Origin of the sequence: Cystobacter fuscus DSM 2262, from assembly GCF_000335475.2 — a bacterium.
GTDB classification, from domain to species: Bacteria; Myxococcota; Myxococcia; order Myxococcales; family Myxococcaceae; genus Cystobacter; species Cystobacter fuscus.
In genome coordinates this window covers 255,105-274,645 of the sequence record NZ_ANAH02000005.1, presented here as the reverse complement: position 1 = coordinate 274,645, position 19,541 = coordinate 255,105, and the positions used below count along the sequence as shown (strand labels likewise).

18 protein-coding genes are annotated in these 19,541 nt (G+C 69.7%); 6 read left to right on the top strand and 12 right to left on the bottom strand.

What is annotated here, in order from left to right; genetic code table 11:
* Positions 1-134: 134 nt before the first annotated feature.
* From D187_RS08720 to purM, 12 genes are all read right to left on the bottom strand, one after another.
* Entirely contained in the window at positions 135-1,331 is a 1,197-nt protein-coding gene (locus tag D187_RS08720) for a thiolase family protein (protein ID WP_002623514.1), read from the bottom strand.
* A gap of 25 nt (positions 1,332-1,356) precedes the next feature.
* Complete coding sequence (locus tag D187_RS08715; protein ID WP_245591651.1) at positions 1,357-2,130, bottom strand: CoA-transferase subunit beta; 774 nt, start codon at positions 2,128-2,130, stop codon at positions 1,357-1,359.
* Entirely contained in the window at positions 2,120-3,034 is a 915-nt protein-coding gene (locus D187_RS08710; RefSeq protein ID WP_002623518.1) for a CoA transferase subunit A, read from the bottom strand. The genes D187_RS08715 and D187_RS08710 overlap by 11 nt, the downstream gene beginning before the upstream one ends.
* 11 nt (positions 3,035-3,045) lie before the next feature.
* A complete protein-coding gene (locus D187_RS08705; protein ID WP_002623520.1) occupies positions 3,046-4,419 on the bottom strand; it encodes an acetyl ornithine aminotransferase family protein in 1,374 nt (457 codons plus the stop codon).
* Positions 4,420-4,431: 12 nt separating this feature from the next.
* Positions 4,432-5,988, bottom strand: a complete 1,557-nt coding sequence (locus D187_RS08700; RefSeq protein WP_002623522.1) for an aldehyde dehydrogenase family protein — start codon at positions 5,986-5,988, stop codon at positions 4,432-4,434.
* Positions 5,985-7,331, bottom strand: a complete 1,347-nt coding sequence (locus tag D187_RS08695; protein ID WP_020917883.1) for an aminotransferase family protein — start codon at positions 7,329-7,331, stop codon at positions 5,985-5,987. Before D187_RS08695 ends, D187_RS08700 begins: the two co-directional genes overlap by 4 nt.
* A gap of 319 nt (positions 7,332-7,650) precedes the next feature.
* Positions 7,651-8,598: an N-acetylmuramic acid 6-phosphate etherase gene (locus tag D187_RS08690; protein ID WP_002623525.1), complete on the bottom strand. Its 948-nt coding sequence runs from the start codon at positions 8,596-8,598 to the stop codon at positions 7,651-7,653.
* Positions 8,599-8,618: 20 nt separating this feature from the next.
* Positions 8,619-8,810: a 50S ribosomal protein L28 gene (gene rpmB, locus D187_RS08685; protein ID WP_002623527.1), complete on the bottom strand. Its 192-nt coding sequence runs from the start codon at positions 8,808-8,810 to the stop codon at positions 8,619-8,621.
* Between the two features lie 99 nt (positions 8,811-8,909).
* Complete coding sequence (locus D187_RS08680; RefSeq protein ID WP_043429063.1) at positions 8,910-10,433, bottom strand: NAD(P)-binding protein; 1,524 nt, start codon at positions 10,431-10,433, stop codon at positions 8,910-8,912.
* A 54-nt stretch (positions 10,434-10,487) separates the two neighbouring features.
* Positions 10,488-11,249 carry an arginyltransferase gene (locus D187_RS08675; RefSeq protein WP_002623531.1) on the bottom strand — a complete coding sequence of 254 codons (762 nt, stop codon included), beginning with the start codon at positions 11,247-11,249 and terminating at the stop codon, positions 10,488-10,490.
* 96 nt (positions 11,250-11,345) lie between these two features.
* Positions 11,346-12,008 carry a phosphoribosylglycinamide formyltransferase gene (gene purN / locus D187_RS08670; protein ID WP_002623533.1) on the bottom strand — a complete coding sequence of 221 codons (663 nt, stop codon included), beginning with the start codon at positions 12,006-12,008 and terminating at the stop codon, positions 11,346-11,348.
* Positions 12,005-13,042 carry a phosphoribosylformylglycinamidine cyclo-ligase gene (gene purM / locus D187_RS08665; RefSeq protein ID WP_002623535.1) on the bottom strand — a complete coding sequence of 346 codons (1,038 nt, stop codon included), beginning with the start codon at positions 13,040-13,042 and terminating at the stop codon, positions 12,005-12,007. The genes purN and purM overlap by 4 nt, the downstream gene beginning before the upstream one ends.
* Positions 13,043-13,242: 200 nt before the next feature.
* On the opposite strand from purM, the gene D187_RS08660 reads away from it, so the two are divergent.
* The 6 genes from D187_RS08660 to D187_RS08635 all read left to right on the top strand — a co-directional run bounded on the left by D187_RS08660 (position 13,243) and on the right by D187_RS08635 (position 19,532).
* Positions 13,243-13,893: a Crp/Fnr family transcriptional regulator gene (locus tag D187_RS08660; protein ID WP_002623537.1), complete on the top strand. Its 651-nt coding sequence runs from the start codon at positions 13,243-13,245 to the stop codon at positions 13,891-13,893.
* A gap of 1 nt (position 13,894) precedes the next feature.
* On the top strand, positions 13,895-14,650 hold the full coding sequence (locus D187_RS08655; RefSeq protein WP_002623539.1) for an MBL fold metallo-hydrolase: 756 nt from the start codon (positions 13,895-13,897) through the stop codon (positions 14,648-14,650).
* A 52-nt stretch (positions 14,651-14,702) separates the two neighbouring features.
* Positions 14,703-15,548: an acetyl-CoA carboxylase, carboxyltransferase subunit beta gene (gene accD / locus D187_RS08650; RefSeq protein ID WP_002623541.1), complete on the top strand. Its 846-nt coding sequence runs from the start codon at positions 14,703-14,705 to the stop codon at positions 15,546-15,548.
* Positions 15,549-15,569: 21 nt separating this feature from the next.
* Complete coding sequence (locus D187_RS08645) at positions 15,570-16,871, top strand: bifunctional folylpolyglutamate synthase/dihydrofolate synthase (protein ID WP_002623543.1); 1,302 nt, start codon at positions 15,570-15,572, stop codon at positions 16,869-16,871.
* A 9-nt stretch (positions 16,872-16,880) separates the two neighbouring features.
* The gene (locus D187_RS08640) at positions 16,881-18,161 is read left to right on the top strand and encodes an alpha/beta fold hydrolase (protein ID WP_002623545.1); all 1,281 of its coding nucleotides are present in this window, start codon (positions 16,881-16,883) and stop codon (positions 18,159-18,161) included.
* Positions 18,162-18,236: 75 nt separating this feature from the next.
* Positions 18,237-19,532 (top strand): AMIN domain-containing protein, encoded by a 1,296-nt coding sequence (locus tag D187_RS08635; protein ID WP_002623546.1) that lies wholly within the window; start codon positions 18,237-18,239, stop codon positions 19,530-19,532.
* Positions 19,533-19,541: the final 9 nt, after the last annotated feature.

Sequence of the window (19,541 nt, the reverse complement as noted above, 5' to 3'; positions counted from 1 at the left end):
CGTACGTCATCACTCGGCGCCTGCCTCCACACCTGCCGCGAAGCTCCAGGGGTTTTCTTTTCCCCCGGAGCCCTCTTGCAGCAAACAGCGAGGGTTGCCCCAGTGACGCGGCTCTCCCGCGCGAGCCGATCCCGTCAGCGCTCCAGGGTGAGGGCGAGTCCCTGTCCGACGCCAACACAGAGCGTGGCAAGTCCCCGCTTCGCGCCGCGCCGCTTCATCTCGTGCACCAGGGTGGTGACGATGCGCGCGCCGCTCGAGCCCAGGGGATGGCCCAGGGCGATGCCGCCGCCGTTGACGTTGACGCGCTCGGGGGCCAATCCCAGCTCCCGGATGCACGCGAGCGCCTGGGCCGCGAAGGCCTCGTTCAGCTCCGTCAGATCCAGCTCTTCCGCCTTCCAGCCCACGCGCGCCAGGGCCCTGGCCGTGGCGGGGATGGGGCCCACGCCCATGTACTGGGGATCCACGCCGGCGCTGGCATTGCTCGCGCAGCGCGCCAGGGGCGTGGCCCCGGAGGCCTTCAGGGCCCGCTCGCTCATCAGCAGCACCGCGGAAGCGCCGTCATTGAGCGTGGAGGAGTTGCCCGCCGTCACGCTGCCGCCCTCGCGGAAGGCGGCCTTGAGCGAGGCGAGCTTCTCCAGGGAGGTGTCCGCGCGGGGGCCCTCGTCGGCGTCCACGCGCAGGGCGGGGCCCTTGCGCTGGGGCTGCTCCACCGCGACGAGCTCGTCGGCGAACCGGCCCTCCTTCTGGGCGATGACGGACTTCTGGTGCGAGCCCAGGGCGAAGCGATCCTGATCCTCGCGCGAGACGTTGTAGCGCGCGGCCACGTTCTCGGCCGTCTCGCCCATCTGCTCCAGGGGGAAGAGCGCCGCGAGCTTCGGGTTGGGGTAGCGCCAGCCGAGCGCGGTGTCCCAGCCCTCGAACTTGCCCGAGGGGAAGCCGTCCTCGGGCTTGGGCATGGACCAGGGGGCGCGGGTCATGGACTCCACGCCTCCGGCGAGGACGATGTCCGCCTCACCCAGGCGGATCATCCGGCTGCCCTGGATGATGGCCTCCAGTCCGCTGGCGCACAGGCGGTTGACCGTCACGCCGGGCACGCTCGTGGGCAGCCCGGCGAGCAGCAGCGCCATGCGAGCGACGTTGCGGTTGTCCTCGCCCGCCTGGTTGGCGCAACCGAGGAACACCTCGTCCACCTGGGCGGGGTCCAGGCGCTGGCGCTTGACCAGCTCGCGCAGCACGTGGCCCGCGAGGTCATCCGGGCGGAAGCCCTTGAGGGCTCCCCGGTAGCGGCCAATGGGGGTGCGGACGGCGTCGACGATGAAGGCTTCGGACATGGGGCCCTGGCTCCCTTGGGAGGGTCTAGAGGTACAGCCGTTGCGGATCCAGCCGCTCGCGCAGCAGTCGCAACGTTGCGTCATCGGGGACGGACGCCGTCTTCAGCGTGTCCGACACCTTCAACTTCCAACCGCAGGCGGCCTGGGCCGCTTCCGGGGTGACGCCCGGGTACACCTCGGTGAGCACCGCCTCGCCCGTGGCGTCGAACTCCATCACGCCCAGGTCGGTGATGAGGCAGGTCGGCCCCCCTCCAGGCATGCCCAGCTCCGCGCGGCTCTTGCCATTCATGCGATGGCCGGGGCTCGTCACGAAGTCACAGCGCTCCACGAAGGTGCGCTTGCTCATACGCATGATGATGAGCAACCGCTTCGCGTGGACGGCGATCTCACACGCGCCGCCGCTGCCGGGCAGGCGCACCTTGGGGTTGGCGTAGTCGCCGATGACCGTGGTGTTGATGTTGCCCCACTTGTCCACCTGAGCGCCGCCGAGGAAGCCCACCTCGATGTGCCCGCGCTGCAACAGGCACTGGAAGATGTCCGCCTGGCTCACCACCGCGAGCGAGTCCGTCACCAGGGACGGGTCCCCGATGGACACCGGCAGCCGCTCGGGGATGGCCCCCACGGCGCCGGACTCGTAGATCATGAACAGGCCGGGGGCGTGTGTGGCCCGCGCGAGGTTGCAGGCGAGGTTGGGCAGGCCGATGCCCACGAACACCACGTTGCCGTCGTGCAGCTCCTGCGAGGCCCGGTGCGCCATGCGCTCGGACGCGCTGGCGCCTGTCTGGGTTTCAGTAGCCATAGTCCACCCCCTCGCTCATGCGCGGCTTGGCCCGGAGCTTGTCGAGCAGGCCCGACTCGAGCTTCTTCAAGTATTCCTGTCTGTCCTTGACCCCGTAGACGAACTCCTGGAGGTAGGCCTGATAGGTTTCCGGCTGGCGCGAAATGTCCTCCCACTTCACGTAGAAATCATTGTCGCGGTCGTAGAAGCCTTGCACGAAGCTCGGGTGGCAGCCCCAGGGCTCGTGCACCACGTGGCTCACGATGATGCCGGGGACCACGGTGCGGTTGGGATCCCGGCGGATGACCTCGGTGGGGACGATCTGCTCGGCCACGACGATGACCTTGCGCGCGGCGAAGGCCACTTCCTTCTGCGAGCCGAGCAGGCCCCACACCTGGGCGTTGCCCTCCGCGTCCGCGCGCTGGCAGTGGATGATGGCCACGTCGGGGTGGAGCGCGGGGACGGTGGCGAGCGTCTGGCCCGTGTACGGGCACTGCACCGTCTTGATGGCGGGGTTGGCCTGGGCGATGTCCCCGCCGAAGTAGTTGTTGAGGGGCCAGAAGGGCAGGCCGGCGCTCGCGGCGAGGAAGCGCGAGAGCAGGCCGAAGTGCGAGTACTCGTCCAGCTCCAGGCGCTGGGGCGAGCTGGCCTCGCCGCGGCGGCGCAGGGCGTGGAGGCTGCCCACGCCCGGGTTGCCCGCCCAGCTGAAGACGAGCTTCTTCACGCACCCGGCCTCGATGAGCTGATCATAGACGAGGTCGGGCGTGAGCCGGATGGCCGTCAGGTCCTTGATGCCCTGCCGGATGATTTCATGTCCCGCCGCGAAGCAGATGAGGTGGGTGAAACCGTCGATGATGAGGGAGCTGCCATTCTTGACGGAGGCGGAGATGGCCTCCTTCATCGAGCAGAGCTTGTTCGTGGACATGGACGGGGCCCTCAGATCTTCTCGTCGAGCGGCGGTTTGGCGCGCATCTGGTGCTTGTCATCGAGGAGGGTGAGGCACTCCTCGAGGATGCGCAGCATCACGTTCACCTCGTGCGGGCCGACGACCAGCGGCGGGGCGAAGCGGATGGTGGACTTGCCACACGACAGCAGGAGCAGGCCCTTCTGGAAGGCGAGCTGTTCCAGGTCGCCCACGTAGGCGCTCGCGGGCTCGCGCGTCTGGGGGTGGACGAACTCGGCGCCGACCATGAGGCCCACGCCGCGCACGTCGCCCAGGGTGGGGAAGCGCTTCTGGAGATCCTTGAGCCCCTTGAGGAGCACGTCGCCCGTGGTGCGCACGTTCTCCATGAGGCCCTCGACCACGTCCAGCGTGGCGAGCGCCGCGGCGCAGCACACCGGGTTGCCGCCGTAGGTGCTGCCGTGCGAGCCCCGGGGCCAGGTCATCACGCTCTCCTTGGCGATGATGGCGCCCAGGGGCATGCCCGAGGCGATGCCCTTGGCGGACAGGACGATGTCGGGCATCACCCCGAAGTGCTCCGCGGCGAACATGTGGCCGGTGCGGCCGATGCCGGACTGGATCTCATCGAAGACGAGCAGGATGCCGTGCTTGTCGCAGATGCGGCGCAGCTCCTGGAGGAAGCTCTTGGGGGGGACCACGTAGCCGCCCTCGCCGAGGATGGGCTCGATGAAGACGGCGGCGACCTCGCGCGGATCCACGTGGTTGATGAACCAGTCGTTCTCCAGCACCTGGGCGCAGTTGCACGACTCGTCACAGGCATTGGGCGCGCACCCGCGGGGACAGCGGTACGGGTAGGCGTAGGGGATGTGGATGACGCCCGGCACCAGGGGCCCGAAGAACGCCTTCTGGGCCACCTTGGAGGAATTGAGCGAGATGGCGCCGTAGGTGCGGCCGTGGAAGCCGCCCTTGAAGGCAATCACATACTGGCGGCGGGTGTGGTAGCGCGCCAGCTTGAGCGCGCCCTCCACGGCCTCGGTGCCCGAGTTGGTCAGGAAGACCTTCTTGGGGCCCATGCCCGGCAGGTAGCTGGCGAGCTTCGCGCACAGCTTGGCGAACGAGTCGTAATAGAAGTCGGTGCCGCAGATGTGGAGGAAGCGCGCGGCGGACTCCTGGATGGCGCGCACGACCTGAGGATGGGCATGGCCCGTGGACGTCACGGCGATGCCCGCCATGAAGTCCAGGTACCGGTTGCCATCCACGTCGTACACCCAGGGCCCCTCGCCCCGGTCCACCACCAGGGGGTATTCCTTGATGTAGGAAGGCGAGGTGAATTGCTTGTCCTGCTCGATGACGGCCTGGGCCTTGGGGCCCGGGGGCGCGACCTTGATTTCGGGATAGAGATTGCTCATGGGAATGTCGTCTCAGCCCATCCGGGTCTGGGATTGCTCGCGCATGAATTGCGAGACGTAATAGGGACCGCAGCCGCCCTTGCCGGAGCCGCCGCTGGCCTTCCAACCGCAGAAGGACTGCACGCCGGGCCAGGCGCCCGTGGTGGCGCCGGTGCGGCGGTTGGCATAGAGCACGCCCGCCTCGGCGCGATCCATGAAGGCTTCCACGTCCTCGGGCTTGCGGCTGAAGACGCCGGCGGTCAGGCCATAGATGCAGTCATTGGCCATGCCCAGCGCCTCATCCAGCGTCCGGAAGCCCGTGACGCCCACGAAGGGCAGGAAGAGCTCGTCGCGCATCAGCCGGTGGCCGTGGGGCACCTCCACCACGGTGGCCTCCACGAAGTGGCCCTGGGCGAGCGCCCCGTCGAGCTGGGGCCGTCCTCCGCCCGCGTGCACGGTGCCGCCCTGGCGGGCCTCGGCCACCGCGCGCTCGAAGCGCTTCACCGAGGCGTCGTTGATGACCGGGCCCAGGTAGGTGGAGGCGAGGCTCGGGTCGGCCGCGCGGGTGGCGCGCGCCTTCTCCGCCAGCCCCGCGATGAAGTCGCGCTTGAGGTCCTCGTGCACGTAGATGCGCGACAGGGCACTGCACTTCTGGCCGGAGAGCCCGAACGCCGAGCGGTAGCACCCCTCGATGGCCGCCTCCAGGTCCGCGTCACGGCAGACGATGGCCGGGTTCTTCCCACCCAGCTCCAGGAAGCAGGGGCGCACGGACTGGGCGGTGAGGCGCCGGTGGATCTCCATGCCCACCGGCTGGCTGCCGGTGAAGTTGACGCCGTCGATGCCCGGGTGGGACACGAGCGCGGCGCCGAGGGACTCACCCTCGCCGTGCACGAGCTGGAACACGCCCGGGGGCAGCCCCGCGTCATGCAGCGCCTGGTAGAGGCCCTCGGCGCACCAGGGCGTCTCCTCGCTGGGCTTGAGGATGACGGTGTTGCCCCCGAGCAGCACGCCCGCGCTCATGCCCGCCGCGAGCGCGACCGGGAAGTTGAAGGGGGAGATGACCACGAACACGCCGTAGGGCCGCAGCACGCTCCGGGTGTCTTCCTTGGGGGACAGGCGCGCGAGCGGCTTGACGAAGCCCTCGGCCTCCTCGAGCTGGCCCGCGTAGTAGCGCATCAGGTCCGCGGACTCCTCCACGTCCCCGAGCGACTCCAGCCGCGTCTTGCCCACCTCGAGCGTCATGATGGCCGCCAGCTCCATGCGGCGCTCGGAGATGAGGTCCGCGGCGCGCTTGAGGATGCGCGCGCGCTCCTGCCAGGGCGTGGCGCCCCACTTCTTCTGCGCCTCGCGCGACACGCGCACCACCCGGTCCACCTCGGACAGGGGCGTGCGGTGGAAGCGGCCGAGCAGCTCCTGGTTGGCCGGGTTGCGGCTGTCCAGCAGGTCTCCTCCCCGCCAGGGCTCGCCGGAGATGAAGGAGGGGTGCTCGGCGCCCAGCTTTCCGCGCACGGCTGAGAGGGCCTTGTCGAACTCGGCATGCAGTTGCGACAGGTCGGCATCGAGGACGGAATAGGTGATGCGAAAGCTCATAGCCTCTCCATGTAGCGGTTGATTCCCCGGGCGAGCAGTTCCACCAGCTCGTCCACTTCCGACTCAGTGATGACGAGCGGCGGGCCAATCATCACCAGATCTCCGTTGGTTCCATCGGCATGGCCGGTGTTGGGCCAGAGGATGAGGCCCTGGGCGAACAGCTCGGAGAGCAGCCCCTCCACCACCTTGCGTCCGCGGGGGAAGGGCCGCTTGCTGGCCTTGTCCTCCACGAACTCCACGCCCGCCATCAGGCCCACGCCCTGGATGGAGCCCACGTGGGGCAGGGGCAGCAGCACCTCGCGCAGGCGGCGTTGCAGGTACTCGCCCACGCGCGCGGCGTGCGCCACCAGGCCATGCCGCTCGTAGTAGTCCAGCACCGCGAGCCCCGCGGCCGTCATGACGGGGGCCTGCAGGTAGGTCTGCGCGTGCATGAAGCCGCCCGAGCCCTGACGCATCTCCTCGAGGTGGCTCTGGCGCACGAGCAGCGCGCTCAGCGGCACGTAGCCGCCGCTGATGCCCTTGCCCAGCACGAGCACGTCCGGCTGGAACTGGAACTGGGTGCTCGCGAAGAACTGACCCGTGCGGCCACAGCCGCACATGACCTCGTCGGCGATGGTGAGGATGCCGTGGCGGCGGCAGATCTCCGACACGCGCTCGAAATAGCCCGGCGGCGGCACGGACGCGCCCGCCGAGGAGCCGATGACGGGCTCGGCGATGAAGGCGGCGATGGTGGAGGCGCCCTCGCGCTCGATGGTCTCCTCCAGCAGCCGCGCGTAGTGCTCGGCCCCGTCGCGCGCGTAGTCCGCGAGGCCCGAGCGGTAGGGGTAGGGCGCGGGCGTGGTGACGACCTCGGAGAGCAGGGGCCCGAAGAACTTCTTGTAGTGGGGCCGCCCCGACATGGACAGGGCGTAGAGGGTGTTGCCGTGGTAGCCCGGCATGCGGGTGATGACCTTGGATCGCTGGGGCTCACCGCGCTCGACCCAGAGCTGGCGCGCGAACTTGACCGCGGCCTCCGTCACCTCGGAGCCGGAGCTGAGGAAGGCCGCCCGGTCGAGGCCCTCGGGCGCGAGCGCGCACAGCTTCGAGGCCAGCGCTTCCGTCACGTCCGCGGTGAAGTGCGTGCCGTTGACGTAGGCCACCCGGAGCAGCTGCTCGTGGATGCGGTCGGCCACCTCGCGGTTGCCGTGGCCCACGCTGACCACCAGCGCCCCGCCCGAGCCGTCCAGGTAGCGCTTGCCCTGTTTGTCGAACAGGTAGACGCCCTGGCCATGGGAGATGACGGGAAAATCTCGCGCGAGGTTGCGCAAGAGCACGTTGCCATCGGGATAACGAACGGTGTTCACGGCGGCGGGAACCTCGAGGACGTGAGCGCGCACCCGTGACGGAACGACGGCTGGTGCGTGTCAGGTGAAGACAATGAATGTCACGCGGACATCCGTTCCGGAGTGCCCTCTCGTGCAAGGGTTTGGAAGCTCGAACCCATTCACACGAAACGCACAGGCACCAAACCCCCGTCGTTCTTACTGTCGGCCTCTTTGGCTTGTCAAGCACGCGAAGCGTCTGCCCATGACGCACGGCGCCCTCGGCGCGGAGAGTCGGCGCGGAGAGTCAACACGCGGATGCTCCTGGCGCCGTGCGTGATGTGTATTTCCGGGCGATGCGCTAGGCGCGCCGGGCGCGTGGCTTGCGAGCGGGCGCCTTCGTCGGCCCTCGAGCGCTCAAGTCGCGCAGGCCGGAGTGTTTCAGGCGGCGCCTGGCTTGCTCCGCGGACACTCCCGCGAAGTGCATCGCCAGCGCGACCTTCACCTCGTGGCCGGCCCGCTCGAGCAGTCGCTGGGCCGCGGGCAGCGTGAGGTCCGTCAGCTCCGCCACCATCCGCGCCGCCCGGGCACGCAGCTTCGTGTTGCCCGGGCGCATGTCCACCATGCGCCCGCGGTACACCTTGCCCAGCGTCACGAAGGCCGTGGTGGTGAGGGCGTTGAGGATCAGCTTCGTCGCCGTGCCCGCCTTGAGCCGCGTACTGCCCGCGACGAGCTCCGGTCCCGTCTGGGCCAGCAACACCTCGTCCGCCTCCATTCCAGGACCTGGCGGGCCACAACACACCAGCACCGTGTGCGCGCCGCGCCGTCGTGCCTCCTGGAGCGCGCCGCGAACGAAGGGGGTGCGCGCGCTCGCGGAGATGCCACACACCACGTCGCTCGGGCCCACGCGCAGGCGGCGCATGGTGCGGGCGCCCGCCTCGGCATCGTCCTCGGCGCCCTCCACCGCGCGCGTCATCGCCCGGGGGCCTCCGGCGATCACCGCCTGGACCTGGCTGGGGGACGTCCCGAAGGTGGGGGGACACTCACTCGCGTCGAGCACGCCCAGTCGCCCGCTGGTTCCCGCTCCCACGTAGACCAGACGGCCTCCTGCGTGGAGGGCGTCGGCCACGGAACGTGCCACGCGCGCCATGCCGCGCAACGCGGGGCGGACCGCTCGGACAGCGGCCACGTCTTCTCGATGCAAACGGCGGATGACCTCTTCCGGAGGGACGAGGTCCAGATCCTCCGCCAGGGGATGAACCTGCTCGCTGGGCGGGAGCGCGTGGCTTGTGGAACGCGCCTTGCCCACCCGCGAGTCCTCGGCCCTTCTCAGGCCGCCTTGGTGACCTTGCCGGCCTTGATGCAGCGGGTGCAGGCGAGCACGCGCTCCGGGGTGCCGTTCACGGAGGCCCGGATCTTCTGCAGATTCGGGAGGGTCCGCTTCTTGGTCTTGTTGTTCGCGTGGCTGACGTTGTTGCCCACCAGCGGCCGCTTCCCGCAGATGTCGCATTTCCAGGCCATGACTGCCAACTCCTTGAAATCAGGGGCGAATTAACAGCCGCCCTAATGAGAGCGGCGGAACCTATCCACAAACCACCGGAAAATCCAGCGCGATCAGGATCAGCGCTTGAGGACGGGCTTCTTCTTGAGCATCTCCTGCACCAGCCGCGCGGCCCGGATGCCCGCGAGGAACTCGCCCTCCAGGCCCAGCCCAGGGAGGACCTCCCGTCCGGCGAGCAGGAGGTTCTTCGTGGGCGTTTGCTGCTTCAAACCCGTGACCCCCAGCACCGCTTCCGAGTCGAAGACGTAATGGGGGTGGGGCATGAGCCGGCTGCCGCGCACCGCGCTGGCGTCCAGGTAGGGGGCCGAGCGCAGCAGGCGCTTGTCCTTCGTGAAGGGCATCAGCGCGTCGAGGTGGGCGTCGATGCGCAGGGCGAGGTTCTGCAGGTAGCCCTCGCCCAGGTCCCGGATGCTGGCGGGGACGAAGCCCCCGGCGCACACCACCCGGAGCGCGGGGTCCTCCTTGCCCTGGTGGTCGCGCGCGGGGTGGAGCTGCACGAGCAGGTGGCTCAGCTCGCCCTCCTGCTGGGTGTCCATGAGCAGCAGCTCGCCCATGCCGCGCGGCAGCGCCGCCTCCGGCACCACCCAGTTCACCGAGAAGAGGAAGGACTTCACGGTGGACACATCGAGCTGCTCGCTCAGGGCGCGGTGCTTCTTGCGCCCCGTCAGGATGCGTCGCAGCGCGCCCGCGTCCGTGGCGGACACCAGGCACGAGGCCCGGTAGAGCGTGTCCGAGCGCAGCAGCTTGAGCGCGGAGAAGCGGTTGCCCTCGATGTGCAGCTCCTCGGCCACGTACGTGTCCGTGTTGTCGGGGCTGAGCAGGTCGCCGCCCAGCTCCGTGAAGCGATCGAAGAGCAACTGCCGCAGGCCGTCGCGTCCGCCCGGGTAGCGCCAGGGCGTCTGCAGCGCCTGGGACAGGGGCCGCGTGCGCGCCAGGGGCGAGCCGGGCTGATCCATGTGGATGGTGAAGGGCAGCAGGCCGCGCAGCAGCCGCGAGGGCTCGTCCGTGCCGCTCAGCCGGGGCTCCGCCTCGAGCCCGCCGTGCTGGCGCAGGCGCTTCTTGAGATTCCAGGACTCCAGCATGCCGTCGGGCGGCAGGGGCGGGCCTTCCTTGAAGAAGGCATCCGAGGGCTCGTGCTGCCGGATGGTGGCGGCGAGGTCCGCGAGGATGCGCTCGCTCTCGGTCCCGAATTCGCGGAGGAACTCGGCGCTCCGGCGGGCCGGGTCGGCGTGCAGGTCCACCCGGTGGCGGGGCAGCACCAGCTGCAGCTCGGGCACGTGGGGCTGCTGGCCGCGTTGCAACTGGGGGGTGAGGCTGAGCTCGGCGAAGGCCTCCTCCACCGCGGGCATCGTCTTGAGGGCCGGGGTGATGAAGGGGGCGTAGGGCAGCAGGAAGCCGTCGTGCTCGTAGCCCGGCCCCGTGCCGTCGTGCTCCACCAGGAGGACGCTGTAGCCGCGCCGGGCGAGCAGCACCGCGGCGAGTGCCCCGCCCAACTGGCTGCCCAGGACAATCACGTCATAGACGTGCCGGGAGGGAGCCGTGGAGGAGGGGAGCGGTTTGGAGCGGGAAGCGGGCGTCGGCATCTCGCCGCGCACACTACACACGTTGCCTGGAGGCTCGCAGTGCTTTCCCGCGCTTCAGGGCGGGGTGTCCCCGGGGTCCTCGGCCGGGGTCCAGCGGGGCGGCTCGTCCGGGGCGGGTCGCCCCTCGAGCAGCTCATGCGGGCGGAACGCTCCCTTGTAGCGCAGGGACGCGCACTCCTGGACCCGGTAGCCCAGGTACACATGGGGAATGCCCCGGGCCCGCGCCAGCTCCACCTGGAACACCACGTTGGCCGAGCCCAGTGAGGCCCGGGCGTAGGCGGGATCGTAGAAGAAGTACACCGCGCTCCAGGCCTGGGGCATCTCGTCGCAGATGCCCAGGCCGACGAGCCGGGGGCCACCCTCGGCCGTGTCGTCGTACCAGGCCACCTCGCGCGCGCACGGGTGGGGGAAGGCGAACTGGAGGAAGTACTCTCGGGGGCCGATCGGCGAGGCGTTCCATTCGCGCGTCTGCTCGCGCTCGGCATGCCAGGCCCGGTAGAGCGCCAGCCGCTCCTCGTCCACCCGAGGGGGGCCCACCTCCACGCGCAGGTGGGCGCACGCGGCGCGGGCCCGGCGCTGGCTGCGGTTGGGCTGGAAGGTCGCCGTGGGGATGCGCAGCGACACGCACTGGAAGCAGGCCTGGCAGGCGGGCCGGAAGTACATGGGGCCGAAGCGGCGCCAGCCGCGCACGAGCATCCGCTCGTACTCCTCGGCCGTCACGTCCTTCATGACGAACTGCTCCATCGAGGAACTCTGATCCGGCAGGTAGCTGCACTCGCCGGGCGGCTCGACGGAATGTCCCAGGATGATCGCCATGACGGCCCACGCTCGCGTTGACGGAACCCCGGGATTTAACAGGGCCCCCCCGCGCGGTCGAGTCGTCCTGGGGGCGGGGCTGCCCCCTCGCTCGGTTCAGCCCGGCTCGCCGGGATTGCGCAGGCCCGCCGCGTCCACGCTGGGGCCCACCGAGGACACGGCACGTCCGCCCTCCAGCCGCACCGCGCCCGTCACCGCGAGCTTGACCGCCAGCGGGTAGAGCCGGTGCTCCGCCGCGAGGATGCGCGCGGACAGGGCCGCCTCGTCATCCCCGGAGAGCACGGGCACTGCCGCCTGCGCGATGATAGGGCCCGTGTCCATGCCCGGGTCCACGAAGTGCACCGTGCACCCGGCCACCTTCACGCCCCTGTCCAGGGCCTGCCGCTGGGCATGCAGCCCGGGGAAGGCCGGCAGCAGCGAGGGGTGGATGTTGAGCACCCGGCCCGGAAAGCGCCCGAGGAAGTCCGCCCCGAGCAGCCGCATGAAGCCCGCAAGGCACACCCACTCGACGCCGGCGGCCTCCAGCGCATCGCCCAGTGCCTTCTCGAAGTCCGCGCGCGCGCCGAACGTCTTGTGATCCAACGCCCGCGCCGCCACGCCCGCCGTGCGCGCCCGCTCCAGGGCGAAGGCGGTGGGCACGTTGGAGACCACCAGGGCCACCTCGGCCGGGTAGTCCGCGCGGGCGCACGCGTCGAGCAGGGCCTGCAGGTTGCTGCCACTGCCCGACACCAGCACGCCCAGCTTCGCGCGGCCGCTCATGGATGGATGACCGCCGTGGCCTCGCCCTGACCGGCCTCCACGCGGCCCACCTCGCTGGCCTCCACGCCGCGCGCGTGGAGCACCGCCAGCGCCGCCGCCACGTCCTCCTTGGCCACCACCACGATGAGGCCCAGGCCCATGTTGAAGGTGTTGTACATCTCGTCCCGCGCCACGCTCCCGCGCTTCTGGATGAGATCGAAGATGGCGGGGCGCTTCCAGGCCTTCTCGTCGAGCACCGCGCGCGTGCCGTCCGGCAGGCAGCGGGGCAGGTTGCCCGGAATGCCGCTGCCGGTGATGTGCGCCATGCCCTTCACCTTCACGGCCTTCAGGAGCGCCAGCGCGTCCTTCACGTAGATGCGCGTGGGCTCCAAGAGCGCGTCGCCGAGCGGCCGGTCCAGGCCCTCGGGCACCGCGTCCAGGGCGAGCTTCGCGTCCTCCAGCAGCACCTTGCGCGCCAGCGAGTAGCCGTTGGAGTGCAGCCCCGAGGACGTCAGGCCGATGAGCGCGTCGCCGGGCGCCACGCTCTTGCCGTCGATGATCTCCGAGCGCTCCACCACGCCCACGCAGAAGCCGGCCAGGTCGTACTCGCCCCGCGCGTAGAAGCCCGGCATCTCCGCCGTCTCCCCGCCCAGCAGCGCGCAGCCCGCCTGCTCGCACCCCACGGCGATGCCCTTGACCACCTCGGCCGCGGCGTCCACCTCCAGCCGCCCGGTGGCGAAGTAGTCCAGGAAGAAGAGCGGCTCGGCGCCACAGGTGAGGATGTCGTTCACCGACATCGCCACCAGATCGATGCCCACCGTGCCGTGCCGGCCCGCCTGGAAGGCCACCTTCAGCTTGGTGCCCACTCCGTCCGTGCCCGCCACCAGCACCGGCTCGCGATACTTCCCCGGTGGCAGGGCGAAGAGGCCTCCGAAGCCTCCCACTCCCGCCACCACCTCGGGCCTCATCGTGCGCGCCGCGTGCGGCTTGATGCGCTCGACGAAGGCGTCCCCGGCCTCGATGTCTACTCCCGACTGCTTGTAGGTCGTTCCCACGCGGCGCCTTCTACCGGCTTTGCCCCGCCCGTGTCTCGGCCCATACCCACCTCCCCGTTCATTCTCCGGGGTGGTGAACCGTTTCCACCCGCGCCCGAGGGGGAGAGGGGTAGGCGTCCAGGCGACATCGAGGACGGAGGACAGCGGATCCAAGTCTGAATTTGACCCTGCCGACCGGGAGGGCTTAACTCGGCCTCGCGATGGGCGCCGAGGAAACCCTCTTTCAACGTTTTGGCAAGGAGTTCTCGAAGGGCACGGTTCTCTTCCGCGAGGGAGAGGCGGGTCGGGAGATGTTCGTCCTGCAGTCGGGACGAATCGCCATCTCCAAGCGCGTGCGCGACGAGGAGAAGGTCCTGGCGGTGCTCGGGCCCGGCGAGTTCTTCGGGGAGATGGCCATCATCTCCAACCGGCCTCGCAACGCCACGGCCACCGTGAGCGAGGACGCCAAGCTGCTGGTGATCGATCCCAAGACGTTCGAGGGGATGATCCGCGGCAACGCGGAGATCGCCGTGCGGATGATCAAGAAGCTGGCCGAGCGCCTGTCGGAGGCGGACGCGCAGATCGAGAACCTGCTGCACTCGGATCCGGTCAGCCGCGTGGTCCACCACGTGCTCCAGACGTGCCGCACGCGGGGGCGGCCCACGGAGGAGGGGATGGAGTTCGATCTGCCCCTGCGCGAGATACCCCAGCAGATCGGCGTGGGCGAGCCGGCCATCCGCAACGTGTTGGACAGGCTGGAGCGGGCGGGGTTGCTGGAGCGCGCGGGTGACAGGCTCACCGTGCAGGATACGGCGCGCCTGCACGACTTCCTCCAATACCTGGAGATGAAGTGGAAGTTCGGAGACCTCTAGCGTGAAGCTTCACGTCCTTGGCTGCCATGGTGGTGAGCTGCCCGCGTGCCGCACCACGTGCTTCCTCGTGGACGACGTGCTCGCGCTGGACGCGGGCGCTCTCACGAGCACGCTGTCGCTGGAGCAACTGTGCAAGGTCGACGACATCATCGTCGGCCACAGCCATTTCGACCACGTGAAGGACCTGCCGCTGATGGCCGATCTCATCATCGGCCGACGCGATACGCCCGTGACCATCCACGCCTCGCGCGAGTGCGCCCGGGCGCTGCGCGACAACATGTTCAACAACGCGCTGTGGCCGGACTTCACGCGCATTCCCACGCGCAAGGAGCCGGTCTTGCGCATCAAGCCCTTCCGCGCCGGCAGCACCTTCCAGGTGGGCCCCTACACGGTGCAGTCCATCCCGGTGCACCACCCGGTGGAGTCCTGCGGCTTCGTCATCACCCGGGGCCGCACGTCGCTCGCCATGAGCGGGGACACCGGCCCCACGGACAAGCTGTGGAAGGTGCTCAACCAGACGCCCACCCTCAAGGCGCTCCTCATCGAGACGAGCTTCCCCAACGCGCTGCAGCATCTCTCCGACGTCTCCGGCCACCTCACGCCCCGCACGCTCCAGAGCGAGCTGGCCAAGTTCGAGCGCGACGGGTGCTCGGTGCTGCTCTACCACCTCAAGCCCGCCTTCGTTCAGCAGGTGAAGCGGGAAGTGGCCGACATGCCCGTCGAGGTCCTGGAACTCGGGGATACCTTCGAGTTCTAGCGTGCATGGGTGTTGACGGCCCCCGGGCACTTGGGATTAACCGGGCCCTCCCATGGCCTGGTTCTCGAAGAAGCCCCGTATCGCCACCGCTCCCGAACCCATCGAAGCCCCCAGCCGCATGCAGGGTTTGTGGGCCAAGTGCGAGAACTGTGACGAGATCCTCTACCGGCAGGAGTTGGAGAAGAACCTCAACGTCTGCCCGCACTGCGATCACCACCTGCCCTGGCCCGCGCGCACCCGCCTCGCCACGCTGCTGGATCCCGACAGCTTCGAGGAGTTCGACAAGGAGCTCGAGCCGCAGGATCCGCTCGGGTTCACCGACTCGAAGAAGTACAAGGATCGGCTGAAGTCCACGCGCAAGGCGCTCGGGGAGAACGACGCCTTCATCTCCGGCGTGGGGCGCATCGACGGCAAGCAGGTGTCGGTGGGCTGCTTCGTGTTCGAGTTCATGGGCGGCTCCATGGGCTCGGTGGTGGGCGAGAAGTGCACGCGCGTCTTCGAGCGCGCGCACGAGCTCAAGTGCCCCGCCATCGTCTTCTCCGCCTCGGGCGGCGCGCGCATGCAGGAGGGCATCTTCTCCCTCATGCAGATGGCCAAGACGAGCGCGGCCATCGCCCGCTTCCGCAACGTGGGCAAGCCCTACATCTCCGTGCTGCTGCACCCCACCACGGGCGGCGTGGCGGCCTCGTTCTCGTGGCTGGGGGACGTGATGCTCGCCGAGCCCAAGGCGCTCATCGGCTTCGCCGGCCCGCGCGTCATCGAGCAGACCATCCGCCAGAAGCTCCCCGAGGGCTTCCAGCGCTCCGAGTTCCTCGTGGAGCACGGCATGCTCGACTCCATCGTCGCGCGCAAGGATCTGCGCGCCAAGCTCGGGCAGATCATCGGGCTGCTCGGCTAGTCGTCCTCCCCACGCCGCGCCATGCTCCCCCGGACGCCCGCCGAGGCCCTGGAGTTCTTCTCCCGGCTGAGCCCCTCCAGCATCAAGCTCGGCCTCGAGCGCGTGGAGGCGGCCCTGGAGGCGCTCGGCCATCCCGAGCGCCGCTTCCCCGCGCTGCACGTGGCGGGCACCAACGGCAAGGGCAGCACCTGCGCCTTCGCCTCGGCGGCCCTCCACGCCGCGGGCCACCGGGTGGGGCTCTACACCTCGCCCCACCTGGTGCGCGTCAACGAGCGCATCCGCGTGGATGGGGTGGAGATCTCCGACGAGTGCCTCGGCCAGCGCATCCTCGAGGTGCTGGAGCGTCACCCCGAGGCGGCCACCTCGCTCACGTACTTCGAGTTCGGCACCGTGGTGGCCTTCTGGCACTTCGCGCGCGAGGCCGTGGACGTGGCCGTGGTGGAGGTGGGGCTCGGAGGCCGTCTGGACGCCACGCGCGCCTGCGTGCCGCTCGTCACCGCCATCACCCCGGTGTCCTTCGATCACATGGAGTACCTGGGCAACACCCTGGGGGCCATCGCCGCGGAGAAGGCGGGCATCCTCAAGCCGGGCGTGCCGGTGGTGCTCAGCCGCCAGGAGCCCGAGGCGCTCGAGGTTCTCGAGCGGCTGGCCCGGGAGAGTCAGGCGCCCGTGCTCCTGGAGGGCCGTGACTTCCACCTGGGGCCGCGTCCCGGAGGCGGCCTCGCCTACGAGGGGAGCGGACTGTCGCTGGAGGGCCTGTTCCCGAGCCTGCGGGGCGAGCATCAGTGGCAGAACGCCGCGGTGGCCCTGGCCGCGCTGGAACAACTCTCCGCGCGGGGCGTGCGCGTCCCACCGGAGGCCCTGCGGACCGGACTCGCGGGAGCCCGCTGGCCTGGACGCCTGGAGGAACTCGGTGGCTCGCCCCCCGTGCTGCTGGATGGGGCGCACAACCCCGCGGGGGTGGGCGTGCTGCTCGAGGGCCTGCGCTCGCTCTATCCCGGGCGCCGGGTGCACTGTGTCTTCGGCGTGGTGGCCGACAAGGACCGGGGCCCCATGTTGCGCGCGCTCCTTCCCGCCTGTTCCTCGGTCCACTTGACGCCGCTGGACACCCCGCGCTCGCTCTCTCCCGAGAGCTACCTCGACGAGGCCCGCGCCTTGTGCGAGAATGCCTACTCCTACCCGTCCCTGGACGCGGCGCTCGCTGGGGCACGTGCCCGGGCCGCACCCTCGGACGTCCTCCTGTGTACGGGCTCACTGTTCCTGGTGGGCTCGGTCCGCGCCAAATGGGGCGGAAACCTTGGCGCGTTGCATCAGCATTCGTAGATTACACCTATGCGCTTGCCGGATTGGAGAGCGGCGACTCCAACGGGTCCCCACACACCGACGGTCGACGAGGTCGACTTCCGGTCGCTCTACCAGAAGACGAAGTACGTCGTGGAGACCGCCGATGGCTGGTCTCTGGTCATCACCCGCTACCGCCCCGTCAAGCAGCCCTTCGCGCAGCCCCTGTTCGGTGAGCCGCTGTTGCTGGTGCATGGCTTCTCGCAGAACCGCCATGCGTGGACGAGCGGCCAGTTCGTCAAGAACCTGCTGTTCTTCGGTGTGGACATCCACATCCTGGAACTGCGCGGCCACGGCAAGAGCTCCATCGAGTTCCAGAAGGAGCGCGCCGCGCGCTTCCGCCGTCCGCTGCCCGCGGACCTCGACTACGACTGGGACATCGACAGCTACTTTCTCTACGACCTGCCGGCCGCGGTGTCGGGCGTCAAGCGCATCACCCGGCGCGAGCGCATCTTCTATTGCGGCCACTCGATGGGCGGGATGCTCGGCTACGGGTACGCGGGCATCCACGATGATTTCGAGGGGCTCATCACCATCGGCTCCGCGGCGGACCTGGGCCGGGGCACGCTGTTCTTGCGGATGCTGTCGATGTGGACGGGTGTGATCGGCTCGAGCATCGACCTGGCGTTCGCGGGCCGCAACCTGGAGGCGCGCGTGGGGTACGAGGGCCGGCGGCTGCTGGCGCGCGGGCTGGCGCCCCTGCACGAGGGCCTGTCGCGGTGGCTCAGTCCGAAGGAGGCTCCGCGCGAGCGCCAGTTCCGCGCCATTCCGGTGGACGACTGGCTGAAGTTCGCCGAGCGGCAGCTCGCCCGCGCCGAGGAGTACCCGCTCGTCAACCGCATCACCACGCGCATCAACCGGCTGAGCAATCCGGCGCGCGCCAGCGCCAAGGACGTGCGCTGGCTGCTGCGAGAGGGCGGGGAGCGCGAGCCGCGCAAGGTGGTGGAGCAGTTCGCCTCGTGGATCCGCCACGGGGAGATGGTGTGCTACCGCACGGGGTTCGACTTCAAGCGGGGCTTCTCGAAGATCCACATCCCCATGGCCATCATCTTCGGGGACATGGATCCGCTGGCTTCGCTGGAGTCCACGCGCAGCGTGTACCACGCGGCCAAGAGCGAGTACCTGCTGTGGCGGCCGGTGAAGGGCAACAGCCACCTCGAGCTGACGATGGGGCACGACATCCGGCAGATCTGCTACGACATCAAGAACCTCATCGAGTACGCGCGCACCCACCGCACACGTGGGCCCGTGCTGCCCCGGATAGAGAAGTAGAGCGAACGTTTCCGTCGGCTCCAGGCAGAGGGAAAAGTTGGAGCCTTGACGTCGCGTGTTAGCGTCGGGTGCGTCATGCGTTCGTCCACCATCAAGTCGCCTTCGAGTGCCTTCGTCCTTCTCTTGATCACGTGCGTGCTGGGAACGGCGCGGGCGCTGGCGCAGGAGGCGAATCTCAACTCCATCTCCAGCGTGAACGTGAGGGGCGGGACGGTGGAGATCGTGGGCACGAAGAAGCCCAACTTCACCACCTTCACGCTGACGGATCCGCCGCGGCTCGTCATCGACATCTCCGAGGCCGTCTTCTCCGGCGTGAAGGAGGACATCACCGTGGGCAATGGCACCATCACCGCCATCCGCACGGCGAGCTACGGCTCGGATGAATCCGCCATCGCCCGGGTGCTCATCGGCTACGAGCGCGAGGTGGACACGGACATCCAGGCGCGGGGCAACTCCTTGGTGGTGAGCGTGGCGGGTGGCACGGCGGCCCAGGCGGCGGCTCCCACCGGCCCGGCGCCAACGGCGGACGCGGCGCCCACGGCCACTGGCACCGACGCCCAGCAGGCGGGCGCGGCGGCCCAGGAGGCCCAGGAAGATCAGAAGCGGCAGGAGGCCGCCGCGGCCCAGGCCGCCCAGGCGGCGCAGGAAGAGCGCAAGCGGCAGGAGGCCGCCGCGGCCCAGGCCGCCCAGCAGGAGCAGGCGGATGCCGAGGAGCAGCGTCAGGCCGAGGCGCGGGCCGCGGCCGAGCGCAAGGCTCAGGAGGAGCGCACGTCCCAGGCCGCCGAGAAGCAGCGGCAGCAGGAGGATGCACGGGCCGCGGCTGACGCCCGCCGGGAGTCGGAGGCCCAGGCCGCCGAGGCGAAGCGGCGCCAGGCCTCCGAGGAGCGCGCCCGCCGGGAGTCGGAGGCCCAGGCCGCGGCCGAGGAGCGGCGGCGCCAGCAGGAGGAGGCACGGGAGTCGCGCGCGGCGCGTGTCGCCCAGGCGGAGACGCCCCGGAGGGAACCGGCACGGCAGGAGGGCCCGTCCTCGGTGTCCTCGCGCCGCAAGACGATGACGCTGGTGGGCTTCAAGCAGGAGCGGGGGGCCTCGCGGGTTTTCGTGCGCACCAACGAGCCCGTGCGCTACTCCGTCACCCCGGCGGGCGACAAGCTGGTGGTGCTGGAGCTGGAGAACACCCTCATTGCCGAGGAGAACAACACCCGCGCGATGGACACCTCCTTCTTCAATACGGCGGTGGCCTCGGTGGACGCCAATCCGGGCCCCTCGCGCACGGTGCGCGTCTCCATCCGGCTCAAGCAGCAGGTGCCCTACGAGACACGCCAGGAGGGCAACGAACTGTCGATCGAGTTCCAGCGCCCGGCCTCCCGTTGATATATGGGC

Bases quoted from the DNA above. Each gene is read 5' to 3' on its own strand.
- D187_RS08720 (WP_002623514.1), bottom strand. From the start codon at position 1,331: ATGTCCGAAGCCTTCATCGTCGACGCCGTCCGCACCCCCATTGGCCGC.
- D187_RS08715 (WP_245591651.1), bottom strand. From the start codon at position 2,130: ATGGCTACTGAAACCCAGACAGGCGCCAGCGCGTCCGAGCGCATGGCG.
- D187_RS08710 (WP_002623518.1), bottom strand. From the start codon at position 3,034: ATGTCCACGAACAAGCTCTGCTCGATGAAGGAGGCCATCTCCGCCTCC.
- D187_RS08705 (WP_002623520.1), bottom strand. From the start codon at position 4,419: ATGAGCAATCTCTATCCCGAAATCAAGGTCGCGCCCCCGGGCCCCAAG.
- D187_RS08700 (WP_002623522.1), bottom strand. From the start codon at position 5,988: ATGAGCTTTCGCATCACCTATTCCGTCCTCGATGCCGACCTGTCGCAA.
- rpmB (WP_002623527.1), bottom strand. From the start codon at position 8,810: ATGGCCTGGAAATGCGACATCTGCGGGAAGCGGCCGCTGGTGGGCAAC.
- D187_RS08680 (WP_043429063.1), bottom strand. From the start codon at position 10,433: ATGCCGACGCCCGCTTCCCGCTCCAAACCGCTCCCCTCCTCCACGGCT.
- D187_RS08675 (WP_002623531.1), bottom strand. From the start codon at position 11,249: ATGGCGATCATCCTGGGACATTCCGTCGAGCCGCCCGGCGAGTGCAGC.
- purN (WP_002623533.1), bottom strand. From the start codon at position 12,008: ATGAGCGGCCGCGCGAAGCTGGGCGTGCTGGTGTCGGGCAGTGGCAGC.
- D187_RS08660 (WP_002623537.1), top strand. From the start codon at position 13,243: ATGGGCGCCGAGGAAACCCTCTTTCAACGTTTTGGCAAGGAGTTCTCG.
- accD (WP_002623541.1), top strand. From the start codon at position 14,703: ATGGCCTGGTTCTCGAAGAAGCCCCGTATCGCCACCGCTCCCGAACCC.
- D187_RS08645 (WP_002623543.1), top strand. From the start codon at position 15,570: ATGCTCCCCCGGACGCCCGCCGAGGCCCTGGAGTTCTTCTCCCGGCTG.
- D187_RS08640 (WP_002623545.1), top strand. From the start codon at position 16,881: ATGCGCTTGCCGGATTGGAGAGCGGCGACTCCAACGGGTCCCCACACA.
- D187_RS08635 (WP_002623546.1), top strand. From the start codon at position 18,237: ATGCGTTCGTCCACCATCAAGTCGCCTTCGAGTGCCTTCGTCCTTCTC.